Genomic DNA, 18,953 nt, shown 5'->3' on the forward strand with positions numbered 1-18,953 from the left:
TGCCCTATCTTGATGAGATAGTAGGAAGCTATTTCGTGATGGATTTTAATAGGGGTGGGGTAGCGCAAAATACTTCTGGTTCAATTCATAGACATTTAAGAAAATTAGTAGAAGATGAAGGAAAACTACTAGACCCTAGAGACTTTGATGCAAACGAGACTACAAGGGAAGAATTTGTGAGCTATGTAAATAAAGAAATGAAATTTTACCAAGATAAATTTGATGAGTATGCTTTTCCAAACACATGGGACGATCGCGATTTAAGTCTCTACATCGACTCCACCCTCCTAGAAGCTAAAATAATGTCCCTAACCCCACCAGAGGGCTACCCAAATGCACCATACTATAACACTCCAGAAGAGCTAACAAGACTATATGAGGCTGGTAAATTAGATAAAAAGCTAAATCCACTAACGCCAGTAATGTATAGAGAAAGTTTTCCTGAAGATCTTAGAGCTAAGATACTAAGCTATGCCAAAGAGCATAATATAAAGGAATAAGAGCAAATATAAAAGTTTTGTTTAAGAACATTAATTTTAAAATGAGCATCATTTAAATTTTTAGATATAATTACGCAAAAATAATATTATTAAAATTAGGCAAAGGAACTCATGAAAAAAATATTTAAATTTCTATCTTTTTTAGTATTTATGCTATTTCTTACAGGATGCGCAAAAGATCTTATTATAAGCAATATGCCAAATTCAAATTTAAACTATCATGGCGATAATGTTCCTATAACTATCATAGCTTATAAATTAAGAGATGTGGCTAAATTCAAAGAAGCTAGCATTATCGATCTAGCCGAGAGAAATGGTGAAATACTAGGTTATGATAAGATTGACTCTATAAAAACACAAATTCAGCCAAATACAAATAGATATGCTTTTACAAATGTATATCCTGACGAAGTTCCGTATGTCGGTATTTTAGTACTTTATGCTGATCAGAGCAAGACAAATATCAAGGCTTATAAGGCTACAAAAGAGATAAAAGAAAAAAATATAGTTTTTGAAATAACAAAAAATGGCGTAAATGTTTTAGACGCTAGTAGCTCTAAAATACAAGCAAGCAAATAAAATGTCTGAAAAGCTAAAAGTCGTTTGGTATAACGGAATGAACGTTGATAAGGTTCATTTCGAGCAACAAGAAAGATATTTTGAGAGAAATTTAAACCTAAAAACCATCTCTTCTTTTTCAAATTTATACGGTGTTTTAGATTTAGAAATTTCAAGCGATCTTTTGCTTCAAGGCAAAATAGGGCTAACTAAAATTTCTTGTATCTCTCAAGATGGCACGATTTTCAATGCGCCAGATCAAGATGAATTACCAGAGCCACTTGAGATAAGCCCAAGTGAACTAAACTCAGCCATTATAGTGTTAAAACTACCTATTAGCTCAGGTCTGGTTGATATTAGCTTGCAAAATAATTTACCAAATCTAAAATTTACAGCCAAGCAAGCACTTATTAGCTCAAGAGTGCATGATGAAGCTAGCAATGATATATTAAACGAGCTAGACGATAAAGATGATTTTGAACTATCTTCTGCCTTTACACAAGATAAAGAAAATCTAATCCTAGCAAGCCAAAGATCATCTCTTGGAGTATTTGGCTCAAAGATGCCTTACGAGCTTAGCATACCAATTTGTAAAATAAAAAATATAGACCTAAATAAACAAATAACACTTGACGAAAAATTTATTCCAACTTGTATTGACATCAGTAAAAACACCTTTATAATAAATTTTATAGAGGAGCTTAGCTTTGCTACAAAGCAACATCAAGAGAGTTATTTTGGGTTGCTAGGAGGTGTTGATCAAGCTAAAAATAGACTTGATTTTTCAACGTATTTAACACTAAATATGCTAAAAAAATGGCATTTGATATTCTCTTGTTTGTTAAAGAAAGATAAATTTCACCCAGAGTATTTGTATGAAAAATTAGTTGATTTTCAGGCTGATCTGTTGGCACTTAGTCACGATAATAGTTTTAGCGAATTTATAGCCTACGATCACAATAATCTAACTCAAACTTTTGTGCCTTTGATAAATAATCTAAGACTTTTATTCTCACATATCTTATCTCCAAAATATATAATGGCGCAAATTGTTAAAAATAATCACGGCTTTTATGACTGTATTTTTGATAATCCAAGTATTATTGAAAACTCAGAAATTTATTTTGCTATTCACAGTGATACGAAAAATGAGTATCTTCTTAAAAATTTCAAAGAGCAGTGCAAAATCCATACTCAATCAAATATAAAAGGCATAGTTTCTTCACAGCTAAGAGGTATAAACGTAGAGCAAATTTCTGTTGTTCCTAGTACTTTACCGAAGTTAAACGATTATATCTATTACAAGATAGACAAAAAAGATGAAATTTTTAAAAGCTTTGCAAATCAAAATGTGATTAGCGTTTATATAACGGCAAATTTACCAAATGCTGACATTAAAATGTGGGCTTTATTATAAGGATAAAAATGAACGAAAATCAAAATGAAACCTCAGTTTTAAGTCAAACAAATCTTTTGGGTCTTGGCACAAATCTTGCACTAGATCATGTGTTGCCATTGCTTCTTTTGGCAAATAGGGTTTCAAAATTACAAAATTTTTCACAAAGTGAAATGGCAAATTTACGTGAAAAATTGATAAATGATATCTTAAGCACTACTTCAAAGATATCAAACCTAGGCATTTATGAGGAAGACGATATTATTAGGCTTAGATATTGCCTTTGTGTTTTTATAGATGAGAGCTTGCTAAAAAATGAAATTTTTATGAACAGCTTTTGGGCCAATAATACCCTGACAACAAGATTTTTTAATGAAAATCTAGGTGGAAATAAATTCTTTGGCATTATGGATAAGTGGTTTGAAAATGTTGGCAAAAATAAAGATTTCTTGGAATTTATATATGCTTGTTTGGTGCTTGGTTATAAAGGAAAATATGAAACCCAAGAAGATTGCAATGAAAAAATCTCTTATCTTTGTGAAAATATAGCTGCAGCCGTTTCTCCGCTCATAAAGGCCGATGAAAATGTATTTGAAAAGAGCTACTTAAAACAGACAAAGAAAAGCTTTCTTGAGGTATTTTCGCTAAAGCGTTTAAAATTTTATTTCATTTTGCTAGCCATTGCTATGATCGTAGCTGCATTTTTATATAGTACATATTCTATGGATCAAAACAATATCAGAAACGATAGTGTCCTAAATAATAAGATAGAGAATTTTATGGATAACAAGTAAGTGCAAGATAATTTTTGTAATAAATTTAATGAAGATTTTTTAGAGAATGAGCTTTATATTAGTTTAACTGATGAAATGTCAAAGTATAAAACTTTGATGCATGATAGCATAAAGTGGGATTATGTATTTAGCTCATCTTTAAAGGCATTAAGTAAATTTAGTCTTGACGCCAAGCTTTTAAATTTCTTAGCGGTTTCTGCTATAAATTTAAATGACAAAGAGGCTTTTAAGACACTTATAAAAGCTTTTGCCTTTTTTCTATCTATTTTAAAAAAAGAGCCAAATTTACTTGCAAAAAATGAAAAACAACTACCTGCTAAAAAAAAGATAATAGCTCAAACAATAGAGCTTTTTACGCAAGCTAATGATAAAGCTTTGGATCAAGCTGACGCAAAAGCGTTTAATGACCTTGTGCCTGAGCTTTCACAAGAGCTTGGTACACATTTTGATACGCTTTATATAGAAGAAAAAAAAGAAGAAATTTTAAAAGCCAAAGAGCCAAAAGTAATTACTAAAACTGAGCCACCTTATCATCAAAGCGTTTCGTTTAGCGGCAATGACATTAGTATATTTAATGATAGAGAATTTAGAGAATATTTTATAAATTTATCACTAATGCTTTTAAAGAGTGATATTAAAAATTTTAATGCTTATGCTTTAATTTTTGAAGCAATGTGGGGCAGAATAAAGGCACTTCCATCAAGTAGCGACCAAATAACACAGATACGTTATCCTGATGAAAATCTGATTATGCTTTTTAAAAAAAGTAACGAACTAAATCTTGATAATTTAGAAAAATTTATAAGAAATTTAGCACTTAACCCATTTTGGATAGAAGGCATTAAGATATTTTGCGAGTTTTTAAATAGTGCTGGACTTGCAAGGCAAAGTGATCTTATTTGCGATATAGTTTTAAATTTTATTGATAAATTTCCAGATATAAAAAAGCTCAAATTTCAAAGCGGAGAAGCTTTTTTTAGTGAAGATGTAAATAAATTTTTTATTAAAAACAACCCTTTGGAATTTACTTCTAGCAGTGATAGTAAAAAAGATATGAGTTTTGAAGATCTAATAAAAGAACTAGATAAAAGCAAGCATGCTTCAAGTGCTCAAAGCGAGCTTAATTTTATGCTTGAATTATCAAAAATTTTTACTGCACAAGGTATGAATAATAATGCAAAAGCTACCTATGCACAAATAGTTAATTTCATAGAAAATACCGAGCTTAAAGATTATTTATCAGACATATATATAAAGGCAAAAACATTTGTGTGATAAAATATGTTTTTTTAAATCACCTTTAATTTTATTTAAATATAATTCTTAAATCATTTACGAAAAAAGGATGTTACTATGGCAGATAATCTAATCCCACCAAAAGAACGCATAAATATAGTTTATAAAACTAAGACAAATGACCAAGAGGCTGATGTAGAGCTTCCATTAAAACTTATGGTAGTTGCAAATTTAACTGGTGAAAACCAAACTCCACTTGAAGATCGTGAAGTGATTTCTATCAATAAAATAAATTTTGATCAGGTTATGAAAAGCTTAGATATTCATACAAATTTATCTGTAAAAAATAAGCTAAATTCTAATAATGAAGACTTAAATATTGACCTTGATTTTGAGAGCATCCATGATTTTAATCCAGATAATATTATAAATCAAATCCCTGAACTAAAAAAACTCTTGCAGCTTAGAAAAGCTTTAGTTGCACTAAAAGGTCCTATGGGCAATATGCCTGATTTTAGAAAAGCGGTTTTAGAAGCTATAAAAGATGAAGATAGTAGAAAACAACTTCTTTTAGAGATTAAAGACGAACAAGATAAGGAATAAAAATGTCTGAAACTAAAGTTAAAACTCCTATCATTGAAAGCATAATGCAAAGGAGTAAATATTCAAAAGATGACGAGAGTTATAGTGTTGTAAAGCAAGGAGTTGCTGAGTTTATTTCAAATATAATCACAACAAATAATGCTGAAGATAAAATAAACAAGCTCGCACTTGATGAGATGATAGCTCACATTGATGCCCTTTTATCTGCTCAAATGGATGAAATTTTACACAATAAATCTTTTCAAGAGCTAGAATCAACTTGGCGTGGCATTAGGTTTTTAGTTGAGAGAACAAATTTTAATGAAAATGTAAAAATTGATCTTTTAGACGCTACAAAAGAAGAAATTTTAGATGATTTTGAAAATAATCTAGACATAACTCAAAGTACACTTTATAAACAAATTTATTCAGCCGAATATGGACAGTTTGGTGGCGAGCCAGTTGGTGCGATAGTGGCTGACTATGAGCTAGATAAATCAAATCAAGATATGACTTTTTTAAATAAAATGTCATCAATTGCTGCAATGAGCCATTCACCTCTTCTTACATCTCTTTCTGCTAAATTTTTCGGACTTGATAATTTTGGTGAGCTTGAAAATATAAAAGATCTAAAAAGCATGCTAGAAGGCCCACAATATACAAGATGGAGAACTTTTAGGGAAAATGAAGATGCAAAATACACAGGATGTATGGTAAATAGATTTCTTACAAGATCTCCTTATGTGCCAGAAGATAACCCTATAAAGAGCTTTAATTATAGAGAAACTGTAAATAATCACGATGATATGCTTTGGGGTAATGGAGCTTATGCGTTTGCCACAAGGCTTACAGATAGTTTTGCTGATTATAGATGGTGCGGCAATATCATTGGGCCAAAAGGTGGCGGTGCCGTAAAAGATCTTCCAACTTACACTTACGAAAATTATGGAAGTATCCAAACAAAAATTCCAACCGAAGTTTTGATCACAGATAGAAGAGAATTTGAACTTTCAGAAAATGGATTTATCGCTCTTACTTTAAGAAGAGATAGCAATAACGCTGCATTTTTCTCAGCAAACTCTGCGTTAAAGCCTAAAATTTTCCCAAATACTCCAGAAGGTAAAGCTGCTGAGACAAATTTTAGGCTCGGAACCCAACTGCCTTATGTGTTCTTGATCTCTCGTTTGGCTCATTATCTAAAAGTGCTTCAAAGAGAAGAGATAGGTACATGGAAAGAGCGTAGCGATGTTGAGCGCGGCTTAAATGAGTGGCTAAGACAATACATCTCAGATCAGGAAAACCCACCAGCAGATGTTAGAAGTAGAAGACCATTTAGAAGCGCAAAAGTAATCGTCAGCGATATAGCTGGCGAGCCGGGCTGGTATAAAATAGAGCTTTTGGCTAGACCTCACTTTAAATTTATGGGAGCAAATTTCGAGCTTTCTTTGGTCGGAAAACTAGACAAAGAGTAAGCTTGCTATGTCGCTGATAGATAAAATTTTATATGAATTTAGTGATGAATCAAAGCTACGTCCATATTTTAAAGATCTAGACAGCGACATAAAAGATCACATTGATACTATTTTAAACTCTAGACTTGGTAACTACGGCCGATTAAATGATAGTATTATCGATCTTTGGTCGATGGGTGTTGAGATAAATGAGCTTGGTCATAAACTTGGCATGGCAATATATGAACTAATCAGCTCAAATGAGAATAGAATAGAAGTAACATCTATCGGATACGATGACTCACTAAAGCCTTGGCGTATCATCTTTAATATAAATTACAAGCATAAAAACGATAATTTCAAAGAGTATTTGCTAAAAGTTATTTTTAAAAACAATAGATATTGTGAGATTTTATAATGGATTATAATGAAAATAATCTAGCTTATTTTCAAAAAGAGATGGCATATCTTGATGAAACAAGAGCCCTTTTTATTAAAAATTTCCCAAAAGTAGCACCATTTTTAGATACTAAAAGCAAAGATCCTGATGTTGAGAGCATAATAGAAAATATGGCTATTTTGACATCTAGGATCAGGCAAGAACTAGATGAAAATATCCCACTAATCGCTGAGTCTTTAGTAAATATATTAATGCCAAGCTATACAAATCCTTTTCCATCAGTTTGTATGCAAGAATTTGCCTTAAGAGATGACTTCTCTGCGACAAAAGAATTTATACCAAAAGGAAGCATAGTCGAGTCAAAGCAGATCAATGGCATAATATGTAAATTTCAAACAATCTTTGATGTAAATTTGCTTCCATTAAAGATAACAAAAGCTTTTATGTCAAACAATAAGAGCGATTATCTTCTAAATTTAAATATAAGCGTTACAAAGGACGAGTTTAGCACTAAAGAACTTGATATAGACTTTTTAAATTTATATCTTGGAGATAATGTTTACTTCTCTTCTACGCTCTTAATGTGGCTAAAAAATTACTTGAAATTTATTACAATAAGTTTTGAAGATAGCGATCAAGAGATAAAGTTAAGCCCTGATAAACTTAGTTTAGATGAGTTTGATGAGCGTTTGATAAAAAGTGATGAGTTTGGATTTGAAGCATTTGAGCTTTTAAAAGAGCTATCATTTTTTCCTTCAAAGTTAAATTTTGTGCGATTAAACAGTCTTAGTTTTCTTAAAAATTTTTCTACAAAAAGTTTTAATATTAAATTCATATTTTCAAAAGATATGCCAAGTGGATATGTACCAAGGCTAGAGTATTTTTCTCTTTTTGTTACGCCTGCAATAAATTTATTTGCAATGAGTGCCGAGCCTATTTTGAATAACAATAGACGAAGCGAATATAGAATTTTTCTAGATCGCTCAAATATCGATGCTTATGAAATCGTTTCAATAAATAAGGTGGTCGCCCATAGTAGTAATAATGAAAAAAGGATATTAAAAAACTATAAAAGTTTTGAGAGATTCGAATTTTTAAATGATGAGCGAGTAAAAGATTATTATTTTGTCAGCAATAAAACAGATATAAAACTAAACTCTTATAAAGAAATTTCCTTTTTTAAAAGCGACACTAAAGATCAGACCATTAGCATAGATGCACTTTGTTGCAATGGTGATTTACCTTGCAATCTAAAGCTTGGTGAGATAGATAGAGTGTTATCCCATCAAGGTGTAACAACTAAAAATTTAACCATTCCAACTAGTGTAAAGCGAGTAAAAATAGATGGAAATCTTCTTTGGAAACTAGTTAGTATCTTATCTTTTAGCTATCAAAGTATACTAGAGAAGGGCTCTTTTTTAGCACTTCTTAATACCTTTAGCGCACCAGATGATGAGTTTTTTAAAAAATTTGCAAACTCGCTTTATGATATAAAAACGAAGCAAATTTATAGAGTTGACCAAGGCTTTGCAAAAAGAGGGTTGCTTTGCATATTCTATATAGATGAAAGTGAATTTGAGAGTATCGGAAATGTTTATGTTTTAGGTATAAATTTGGCTAAATTTTTATCAAAATTTGCATCAATTAATTCATTTTGTGAACTTAAAATAAAGTGTATAAAGAGTAAAATTTTGCTTAATTATGACTTCTTGGGCGGTACAAAAAAATTAATATGAACAAAGAACTAAATCAAGCTTCTTTTTTTAAATTAGTAAAGAACTGCCTAAAGCATTACGATAGAAGGGATATTTTTTTAAAAAATAGCCCAAGTTTTGCTTATCCGATTAATGAGCTTGAGAGCTTAAATAAAGAGGATGCAATAAAAATCGTCGTAAATTTTATGGGTCTTTTGGGAAGTGGCTCGCATCTTACGAGCTATATTTTAGAAAAGATCTCAAAGAGTAGCGATAATAATTTCGAGAAATTTTTTGACTTTTTTGACAATTATTTGCTTTGGCTTTTCTTTGATAGCATTAGTCTAAAAAATTATGCAAGATCCTTTGAAAAAGAGCTTGATGATAAAATTTCAAAGATTTTATTAGATATATTAAACATAAGCAATAAAAAATTAGCAAAAAAATTCTTACCATTTTCTCCGCTTATTATTAGCCAAAGAAGACCTAAAAGAGAGGTCGAGTTTGCCTTGCAGCGTCATTTTAATTTAAAAAATAAGCTATTTTTGCTAGAAAATCTACCAAATCAAATTTTCATAGCGCCTTCAAATTTAAATTCACTTGGTATTAAAAATAGGACTTTGGGTAGAAATTTTATACTTGGTAAAAAGCTTTTTGAGAAACAAACTAAAATAGTAGTTTATATAAATGGCATAGATTATGAAGAAGCTATTGATTTTTTCCCAAAAAGAAGAAAATTTAAAGAGCTTCAAGATACTCTTATCTTTTTTACAAACAATGAATTTGTTGCCGATTTATACATAAAAATAAACTATTCTCCAAAGATGCAATTAAAGCTTGGAATGGATGAAGGTTATAGTAAAATAGGCCTTGGTGCAAGGCTTAAAAGTAATAAAAATATGTCAAATTTTATAAAATTTAGGCTCTGCTCTTAAATTTTCAGATATAAAATCTAAAATATTTGTTATTATTACATTAAAGAAATATATTTATTTGTAAAAGGATGTGCATCAATGGCATTTATCGATTACCTAAGAAGATTTTTTGTCTTTTTTAGATTCAAACACAGTACAATTTTGGTAGCTTCTATTGCATTAAGTATCTTATTTTGGCTTTATGCTCCACTTATAGCTTTTAATGATGTATATAGCTTTGCTAGCATAAGTTCAAGAGTCACTATATTAATTGCATTTTGGGCAGTTATTTTGTTTTTTATTTTAATCAAACCATTAATGCACTATTTAGCATCTCAAAAAGATGAAAAAAATAATAAGCTAAAAGAGATAAAAAAAGAGTCTATGGATAGTTTTGGTAAGGCAAAAAGAAATTTTATGCTTTCTTTGAAAGATGCCAAAACAACATGGAAAAAAGATATAAATTTTAAAAAATTACCTTTAATAATGATAATGGGTAATGAAGGTGCTGGAAAGAGCGCATTTATAAACTACTCAAATATCGAATTTCCACTATCTGATAGTTTGGATACTTATAAAAAAATACACAAAAGCACAACAAACTTTAATCTTTACATTTCAAAATTTGGTGCACTTTTAGATACTGAGGGTATACATTTTGCACAAGAGAGCTTGTATCAGCCAACAGCTACGGAAGAGCTTCCTGAAGATGATGTGGATAAAAATAGGGATTACTTGCTTAAAAAAAGTATCTGGAGTGAATTTTTACACTTTTTAAAACGAAATGATTTTAACGCTAGATTAAGTGGCGCGGTTTTAATCATAGACACTAAAAAATTCCTCGAAGGCACTCAAGAGTATTTTGATGAATTAATTAGATATATGATAAAAAGGGTTAATGACTGCGAGAAGCATCTAAACATTAAATTCCCTATTTATATTGTTTTTAGCAAACTTGACTTAATAGATGGTATGGGAGATTATTTTAGGCTTTTCAATGAAGATGTCGCAAATAAAGCTCTAGGAATAAACCTAGATCCAAATTTCTCAAAACAATCACTAGAAACTGAACTAAAAAACCTAAGCGAGTCATTATTTAAACATCTCATGAGTAAGAATTCGATTTCACATTTATTGGAAGATAAAAAACGTTCATATCTCTTTTTAAAACAACTTGACAATTTTTTTGCTTTGGTGAAAGATTTTGTAACAAAGCTAAGCTCTCAAAATACACTTAAAAATAGCTCAACCATAAATGGAATTTATTTCGTCAGTGCTTACCAAGAAAATATACCTATAAACTACCTTACAAATACTATTTGCGATAGATATAACATTAAAAAGCCGCTTTTAAGAGCAGTAAATAACTATAGCAAACAAAGCTATTTTGTAAAATCATTTTTAAAAGAGATAGCTTTTAAAGCTAACTTAAATAAATTTGGTGCTCAAAATAGATTTACAAAATTTGTAAATTTTGTTTTAGTAGCCATACTTTGTGCTGGAGTATATTTGGGTTCTAGTTTTATTTTAGATACTAAAAATATAAAAGAGCAAAATGCTATAAATAATGCAAATAAAATTTCTTCATACCTTGATGGTAAAAAATACAAGGATCTCTCTCCGACACAAAAGATTGAGCTTCTAAATTTACTAAAACAAAGTCTAAATGACTATCCAAGAATCTTCAGCGGTGATACTAAATTTGAGTATATAACACTAGATACTTCGTATAAAGGCTTTACTCCAGTTAAAGCGCTTTACTATGATTTGAATGCTGATTTCTTCAAAAATACAGTTTTAACTGAAATGGAAAATATACTAAAAAATGAAAGCGATCCAGATAAGCTAATAAAAGCATTTTATATGTATGATTCACTCTTTGACAAAGACTACACAAATGTGGATTTATTTAAAATTTGGATTAGCACAAACTGGGATAAATTTGAAAAATATGGCGTTGCAAAAGATGAATTCTTAGCTCATATTGAGGCTATTTTAAAAGCAGAAAATTTAAACATAACTGCAGATACAGTTGCTCAAAGTATAGCAAATACGAGGCTATCACCTGTTCAAAGAGCACAAAGACTCTACTATATACTTGAGTTCATATCATTTAAAGACGATAAATCTTTTTACGATATTAAAAAAGATGTTGAAAATTTATACACAGTAGTCCAAGAGAAAGAAGCATTTAAGCCATTTAATAAAATTTATACAAAAGAAAATTTAAGAGATTTCTTATCAAAGCTTAGCTCAAACATAGATCAAACAGCTGGAATAGAATCTTGGCTAATGGAGACAAATTCTTCTTTAAAAGATATTAGCTCAAATGATAAGAAAGAGTTAAGTATTGCTGTAATAGAGCTTTATTTGCAAAATTATGCTGATAAGTGGAGCCAAATTTTAAGAGAAATAGAACCAAATGAATTTACCACAAAAAAAGAGGTCATAGAAGAGCTCGACATCTTGTCAAAGAGAGAAAATCCTTTAAATTCTTTAATAAAATTAACTAATCAAAATACAAATTTAAATGATGAGAATTTACTAAAATATATCTATTCTCTAGGATTTGCTTCAAGTGAGATAAAGCGTGTTTTCAGTGATTTTAGTGCTAAATTTACTAACTATCATGCGTTAAATTCTAATGACTTGCTAGATATTATAAGCAATGATGTAACAAGCGTTTATAAAAAAGTTAGTGACTATAACTTCGAAATGCTTCAAAGCAACGATGATAAAATAGTTTATGCAATAAATGGTATAAAAAATGAAAACGACCCATTTGTTGTCTTAAATAATGATGCTAAGAAGCTTCCAGATGAGTTAAATGAATATTATCAAAAGTTATCGACACTTGCATGGAAACAAGTAGAAAATGGCGCTTCAGCGCTTTTATCAACAGCATATAGAGATGATGTCTTTGATGATTTTGAAAGTCTTATCAAGCCATTTTATCCATTTAATGAACAATCTCCAAAGGCTGTTAGCATAGAAGAATTTAAAAGATTCTTTGGCAAAAACGGAACTTGGAATAGCTTTTATGATAGATATCTAAAACAAATCTTAAGTAAAACCGCTGATGGTTATAAAATAAGACCAAAATACGCAAAAGAGCTAAGATTTAGCAGAGATTTCCTTAAAAATATTGCCTATATAGACAGAATTTCAAATTTAATGCTTGATTCAAATGATGAGCTAAAATTAAATTATAATTTAAAAGCTGTCGACTTATCGGCAAATTTTAGCCATATAAATATTAGTTATTCTAATAACTCTTTGACTTATGATCATACAATTGCCTCAAATTTGATAGTTTCAAGCAAAAATTTTGATATATCAACACAGTTTAAATTCAATGCAGTTTCAAGTACTGGAAGCGAGAGAAAAGAGTTAAGCTTTGATGGAGAGTGGGGCTGGTATAAGATATTAAAGGCTTCAAATTTTAGTAGCGTTGGCGTTAGTACGCTTAATTTTGATGGTAGAAGAGATTCGTATTTTGGCTTTGAAGTAACACCAAATGGAGGAGAGCTTTTAGAGCTTATGGATATCATACCAACGATAAATTTACCAAAGAAGATGCTTTATTAAGGATAAAATATGCAACAAATAGCAGCAGTTATACAAAATTACGATAAAGCGTCAAGCTTTTCAGCTCAATTTATCATTTTTGATGAAAATGGCGGTGATATAGGCTCACTAGACACTACAAAATTTTCTTGTAATGATATGAGTGATTCAATCGCACCAAAACACGCTCATGTTGGATTTGAAGAGGGGGTTTTCACAATCTGTGGCTATAAAGATTGTGAAATTTTTTATAGTGATTCATATTCAAAGCTTCCAGATGACTATGAGAGTGTCATAAATTTGGGCGATGTCTTTAGGATAGGGGAGTTAAAATTTATATTTATAGACCCTTCTAGGATTGATGAATATATAGGAAAAGCCCATAAAATAATAGAAAATACGAAAAATTTTGACAAACTTGATGATAAACGTTTTGAGCCAGTTGGTAAAATTTCAAATGTTGATTTTAAAGAAGAACCAAAGATAAACTCATTGATCAATGAGAAAAAAGATATCACTTTAAATGAAAATGCGCACGATGCAGTTTTAAATTTAAATGAAATGGCTCAAAATTTTGACGAAGAAGAAAATACAAATAATCAAAACATGCTGACTGCAAAAAGCATGGATGAGCTTTTGACAAAGATAGTTGAGAGTATAAAATTGCAACCAAATATGAGCCCTATAAGTGAGCAGACTAGGACTTTAAATACAAAAGATATGGAAACAATCATGAAAACTCTTCCTCTTAGTGACTCAACAGAGCTAATAAATGCGGTTTTGGTTAAGCTTATCTGCAAAGAGCTATATAGCCAAATGTATGATATAGTCGAGAATAATTCGTTTTTTAAATATCTTTCAGGAGCCGTACTAAAAAGCACTAAGGAAGATAAGGAAGCGTTTAATTATCTATTACATAAAGCTCTTCAAAGCTATATGTTAAAAAAGTAATGTTTTTAATAAAACAGAAAGTAAATAAAAGATAGAATAATCCAAACTTTTTAATAGGAGTAAATATGTCACAACCAGTGTATATTAAAGTGAAAGGTTCTACACAAGGGCTTATTTCAAGTGGTGCTTCAACAGAAGCTAGTATAGGTAATCGCTATCAGTCAGGTCACGAAGATGAGATCATGGCTCAAGAGGTTTCTCATATAGTAACAGTTCCAACTGATCCACAAAGTGGCCAACCATCAGGTCAAAGAGTCCATAAGCCATTTAGTTTTACTACATCACTAAATAAAGCTGTTCCACTTCTTTACAATGCCTTAACACAAGGCGAAAGACTTCCAGAGGTTGAGATCTATTGGTATAGAACATCAACTAGTGGTGGTGCGGAGCATTTCTTTACTACAAAACTAGAAGATGCAACTATAACAGATATTACTCTAGTAAGTCCAAATGCTCAAGACAAGCTAAACAGCGACAAAACAGAGCTTTTCAAAGTTTCAATGAACTATAGAAAGATAGTTTGGGAACACGTAGCTGCAGGCACAAGCGGAAGCGATGACTGGAGAGAAGCTACTAAAAAAGCTTAAAACAACCCTAGGGCTTACCCCTAGGGTTAAATAAAATCATCTTCTAGCTAGAAGGACACAGATGAGCCCTTTTTATCTTTATCTTTTAAATTAACATGATATGTGAAATGCGATATGAAATACCTAGTTATAATCATATTTCTCATAACATCTTTATATTCACACGAAGCAAACTGCACGGATATGTTTGGATTTATTTTTAATAAAAATTTAAGTGACACTGAAACGGCTAAGTATATAAAATACTACATAGAAGATCTTGGATGCGATGCTAATGCTAGCGTAAAATTAAATAATTTAACGATTAGATCGAATTTATTGGAATTTGCTTACGATGCAAATAAAACAAAAACTTTTGATACTCTTTTGTTAAAAGGAACATCAGCTAATGCTAGTTTAGCAACATCCATAGGCATGAGCTTTGCATTTTTCTTTAGGGAAAATGGTGTCGGTATAGACAATAAAAAAGCTAGCCCTGAGCTATTGGAATTTATAAAAACTCAAAAATATAAAGAATTTAAAGACGATAAATTTAGGCTAATTAAAAAGCTTTTATTGCACGGACAAGACCCAAAAGACTATGAGGTTTTAAAGGTTATTTTGAAAATTATAAATGATGAAAAAGATTTAGAGAAATTATTAAATGGCGGAAATAAATAGTGGATTTCTTTAACGTGAATAAAAAAAAGCTAGATGTAAAAAGTAATAATTTAGAAATAAAGAATTACGAAAAACAAGATACATTTACAAAATTTAGTGAAGTCATTGATGGCACTGGTAAGACTTTTAGTGTATTGGGTTGCAAAACATGTGAAGCAGTTGCTGAAGTAGCAAAAACTGGAATAGATAACCAAAAAGAAAAAATTTACAATGAATACAAAGAAGCAAAAAGAGGTGGAATAGAAGAAAGTGTAAAAACTATGCGTAATCTCACCGACACCGATATTGAAATGTTTGAAAAGGCATTACAACAAGAAGAAGAAAACGAAAAAAGATTGAAAGAACAACAAATGGACAAAAATTTAACATCACCAACATCATCACTGACTAAGCCTATCATGCTGGCATCTAGCAATTCAGTAGCAACAGATGGCTTTGTGGACTACGGCGTATCTAACGATACTTTCTCGACTCTTCAGATAGCAAACGAGTCAAACGATAAATTTATCGTTACACGTGCAGATATTTATGAAAATTTAGAAAGTATATTTAGCATAGAGTGCTTTGCCTATATAAATTTGGTAAAAAACCCGCTTTATGAAAATTTAGACACCATCTACAATAACGATAAAAGCTACTCAAGCATATATAAGTATCTTGATAAAAGTATAAAGCTAAGCATAAAAAGGCCGTCTTCAACAAATAAAAATATCGTTCCAGATGGCAGCTCAAACGATATGCACTTTAGTGGAATAGTAAGCGATGTAGAGTATCTTGGCGTAGATGATGAGACTAGTACAAATATAGATAAAAAATACTTCTTTAAATTCAAGCTAACTTCGCCACTATATAGACTAAGCATAAATAGAGCAAATAGAATTTATACAGACCAGAGTATTTTAGAAGTAGTAAAAGATATTTTGGCTTTTAATAAACAAAGACTAACCAAAGAGCTAGACTTCTCAAATATCAAAAATAACTACAACAAGAGAGAATTTATAGCTCAGTACAATGAGAGCGATCTAGCTTTCATAACAAGGCTTTGTCATGATAGTGGTATATATTTTTACGAAGACAATGAAAAAATTTACTTTCATGATATGTTTATACTAGCTTATAGCAATCAAAATGAAAATTTTACTTCAAGCGATACAAGTAGTGGCAAGGAAGCTAGAAAAGTAAGCTTTAATGTAAATTTGAATAATAATCTAGCAACCGAGCATATAAATAAAATAACAAAGAGTGAGACACTAAAGGCAAATAGCTTTACGCACTCTTTTCAAAATACAGCCTATCCAAATGTGCTAGAGAGTAAAAATGAAAAGATATTTGACGAGCAGGTAAATATCTATGACAAGCATATAAATTTAGATGAGTATTCATTTAGTGACACTAGCTTGCTTGAAGTTAGCACCTACCTTAAAAAACTAAGAAGCGATATGCTTTTAAAAGAATTTACCGCTAGCTCAAATGTATTTGCACTAAATTTAAATGACAATATCTCGGTAGCCATTGACGCTAGCAAGGGCGAATATGAGTTTAAAATAATAGCTTTAAAGCATACTTATATTGATGAGAGTGTTTTAGAAAATACCTTAAATTTAGGCGATAATGTTCCGTTTAAAGATAAAAAATTTATAAGCTCATACACAAATGAGATAAGCATCATTCCAAGTAGCGTGAAATTTGTCCCAAGCTACAAGCAAAAGCCAAAAGCACCAGATATCACGCTAGGTCTTGTAGTCGGTCAAGATGGACTAAACAGCCAAAATAATACGATCCATACCGATAGCTATGGTAGGGTAAAGGTGAGGTTAAATGCTTTTAGTACACAAGAGATAATCGATAAAGACGACGCTATCAACGCAAGCTATCACAAGAGTGCTTATCTAAGAGTGATAACACCTATTGCTAGCAATAGCTCAGGATTTTTTGCCATACCAAGGATCGGTGATGAGGTTATCATCTCGTTTTTACAAAATGACATAGATAACCCAGTAGTAAGCGGTAGCCTATATAATGCCTCAAATACGCCACTTGTAAATGTAGATAGTAACTATCACCAAACATCTCTTAGCTCAAAAACAATTGGTGCAAATGAGACCGGTATAAACGAGATCACTTTATCAAATTTAAAAAATAAAGAGCAAATTTATGTAAAAGCAGAAAAGGACTATGACGAGCTTGTAAATAACGACTTTTCTCAAACAATACTAAATGACAAAAGCTCACAAGTGCATGGAAGTTATACTGAGCGTGTTAAAAAAGCTCACATCCAGACGATAGATTTAGCAAAAAATGTAAATGTGGGAGCTGAGTATCTAACAACAGTTGGACTTTCAAAAGATACAGTAGTTGGTGTCTCAAATACGCTAAATGTAGCTATTGATAATAACACAAGAGTAGGCCAAGATAGTCATGAATTTGTAGGACATGATAAATTTGTAGAAGTAAAATCAAATCTTAATACGACCGTACATAATGATGAGATGAAAGAGGTAAAAGGCACAAAAGAGCAAAATATAGATGGTGGCTATAAGCTAAATTCACAAAAAGGCATAAATGAATTTAGTAACGAGCATATTGTGCTTCAGGCAAATAGCTACATTGATGTAAATGCTAAGTCAAATTTCACAACAAAAACAGCTGCCCAGCACACTGAGATTGCTGATTCAAAATTTAGCAATATAGAGACGACTTATGAGGTAAATGCCAAAGATAAGGTAATCCATCAAGTAGGTAGCACAAAAGTAACGATAGAAGGATCAAGCGTCGTGATAGAAGTAGCTGGCGTAAAGGCGATATTTGATAGTAGAGGGCTAAGAGTTATCGGTGGAGATATCAAGGCTTTATAAGATCATATTTAAAGACTTACTTTCTATTTTAGTAGGTCTTTAAATTTTTAAATAAAATCAATCTCTACTAAAACTAATGCTAAGAATTTTAAACGCAAAGGCTAAATTTAGAGCTAAGATAAAAGCTAGCCACACAAATTTTTCAACATTGTACCCCAGTACAATAGACAAGTCCTTCTAAAATTTATATAATTCATTCAAAATTTCAAATACTATAAACAATAAGGAGAACATGATGGCTAAAGAAGCCGGAGTAGTTAAAAGCATAAACGGAGGAATAGCAAGAGCACTTAATGACTTAACAGGAGAGGTAAGACAATTAAGTGTAGGAGATATTGTATACCAAGGTGAAAAGATAGTTACAGAGGGCTCTAACTCTAAAGTAACAATAACTCAAACTGATGGTAAAGATATAACTTTAATAGGTAAAGACACTCTAACTCTAGACCAAGACTCTAACAATAACGAAACAGTAGCTGATATCTCAGCTTTACAACAAGCCATCTTAAAAGGAACAGATCTTAATGCTCTAGAAGAAACTGCTGCAGGTGGTCCACAAGCAGGTGGTAATGGTGGAGATGGTGTAAGCTTATCTTCTACTAGCTTTGCAGAAGGAGGCCACATTAGTAACATCAATGCTAATGTAGGAAGCATAGATGCTTTAGCTCTAGCAGCAGGTGGAGATAATAGCTTTGGTGTAAGTGGAGGAAATGATTTATTAAGAGATACTACACCAACTCCAGAGCCTCAACCTCAGCCAGAACCACAGCCACAGCCAGAGCCTCAACCACAGCCAGAACCACAGCCA

Annotated in this window: 15 protein-coding genes and 1 pseudogene; all 16 read left to right on the plus strand. The window is 31.2% G+C overall.

The window, feature by feature from the left end; genetic code table 11:
- A pseudogene (locus tag B9N62_RS07740) lies at positions 1 to 500 on the plus strand (thioredoxin reductase); the annotation flags it as partial.
- Between the two features lie 111 nt (positions 501 to 611).
- The gene (tssJ, locus tag B9N62_RS07745; RefSeq protein ID WP_054195914.1) at positions 612 to 1,079 is read left to right on the plus strand and encodes a type VI secretion system lipoprotein TssJ; all 468 of its coding nucleotides are present in this window, start codon (positions 612 to 614) and stop codon (positions 1,077 to 1,079) included.
- Position 1,080: 1 nt separating this feature from the next.
- Positions 1,081 to 2,475, plus strand: coding sequence for a type VI secretion system baseplate subunit TssK (tssK, locus tag B9N62_RS07750; protein ID WP_087585024.1), 1,395 nt, complete (start codon positions 1,081 to 1,083; stop codon positions 2,473 to 2,475).
- A gap of 8 nt (positions 2,476 to 2,483) precedes the next feature.
- Complete coding sequence (icmH, locus tag B9N62_RS07755; RefSeq protein WP_087585025.1) at positions 2,484 to 3,248, plus strand: type IVB secretion system protein IcmH/DotU; 765 nt, start codon at positions 2,484 to 2,486, stop codon at positions 3,246 to 3,248.
- A complete protein-coding gene (locus B9N62_RS07760; RefSeq protein ID WP_087585026.1) occupies positions 3,249 to 4,523 on the plus strand; it encodes a type VI secretion system domain-containing protein in 1,275 nt (424 codons plus the stop codon).
- Positions 4,524 to 4,601: 78 nt separating this feature from the next.
- Complete coding sequence (gene tssB, locus B9N62_RS07765; protein WP_087585027.1) at positions 4,602 to 5,087, plus strand: type VI secretion system contractile sheath small subunit; 486 nt, start codon at positions 4,602 to 4,604, stop codon at positions 5,085 to 5,087.
- Positions 5,088 to 5,089: 2 nt separating this feature from the next.
- Entirely contained in the window at positions 5,090 to 6,538 is a 1,449-nt protein-coding gene (gene tssC / locus B9N62_RS07770; protein WP_087585028.1) for a type VI secretion system contractile sheath large subunit, read from the plus strand.
- Between the two features lie 7 nt (positions 6,539 to 6,545).
- On the plus strand, positions 6,546 to 6,935 hold the full coding sequence (locus tag B9N62_RS07775; RefSeq protein ID WP_054195920.1) for a hypothetical protein: 390 nt from the start codon (positions 6,546 to 6,548) through the stop codon (positions 6,933 to 6,935).
- Positions 6,935 to 8,653, plus strand: coding sequence for a type VI secretion system baseplate subunit TssF (gene tssF, locus B9N62_RS07780; protein WP_087585029.1), 1,719 nt, complete (start codon positions 6,935 to 6,937; stop codon positions 8,651 to 8,653). Before B9N62_RS07775 ends, tssF begins: the two co-directional genes overlap by 1 nt.
- Positions 8,650 to 9,546, plus strand: coding sequence for a type VI secretion system baseplate subunit TssG (locus B9N62_RS07785; protein ID WP_087585030.1), 897 nt, complete (start codon positions 8,650 to 8,652; stop codon positions 9,544 to 9,546). Before tssF ends, B9N62_RS07785 begins: the two co-directional genes overlap by 4 nt.
- Positions 9,547 to 9,624: 78 nt before the next feature.
- Positions 9,625 to 13,113: a type VI secretion system membrane subunit TssM gene (gene tssM, locus B9N62_RS07790; RefSeq protein ID WP_087585031.1), complete on the plus strand. Its 3,489-nt coding sequence runs from the start codon at positions 9,625 to 9,627 to the stop codon at positions 13,111 to 13,113.
- 9 nt (positions 13,114 to 13,122) lie between these two features.
- Positions 13,123 to 14,043 carry a hypothetical protein gene (locus B9N62_RS07795; RefSeq protein ID WP_087585032.1) on the plus strand — a complete coding sequence of 307 codons (921 nt, stop codon included), beginning with the start codon at positions 13,123 to 13,125 and terminating at the stop codon, positions 14,041 to 14,043.
- Between the two features lie 65 nt (positions 14,044 to 14,108).
- Complete coding sequence (locus B9N62_RS07800; protein ID WP_054195925.1) at positions 14,109 to 14,630, plus strand: Hcp family type VI secretion system effector; 522 nt, start codon at positions 14,109 to 14,111, stop codon at positions 14,628 to 14,630.
- Between the two features lie 114 nt (positions 14,631 to 14,744).
- The gene (locus B9N62_RS07805) at positions 14,745 to 15,290 is read left to right on the plus strand and encodes a hypothetical protein (protein WP_087585033.1); all 546 of its coding nucleotides are present in this window, start codon (positions 14,745 to 14,747) and stop codon (positions 15,288 to 15,290) included.
- The gene (locus B9N62_RS07810; RefSeq protein WP_180382179.1) at positions 15,290 to 18,145 is read left to right on the plus strand and encodes a type VI secretion system Vgr family protein; all 2,856 of its coding nucleotides are present in this window, start codon (positions 15,290 to 15,292) and stop codon (positions 18,143 to 18,145) included. Before B9N62_RS07805 ends, B9N62_RS07810 begins: the two co-directional genes overlap by 1 nt.
- A 235-nt stretch (positions 18,146 to 18,380) precedes the next feature.
- The coding region (locus B9N62_RS10375; RefSeq protein ID WP_180382180.1) for a retention module-containing protein at positions 18,381 to 18,953 on the plus strand (573 nt) is incomplete at its 3' end.

It is taken from the genome of Campylobacter concisus, from assembly GCF_002165785.1.
GTDB classification, from domain to species: domain Bacteria; phylum Campylobacterota; class Campylobacteria; order Campylobacterales; family Campylobacteraceae; genus Campylobacter_A; species Campylobacter_A concisus_W.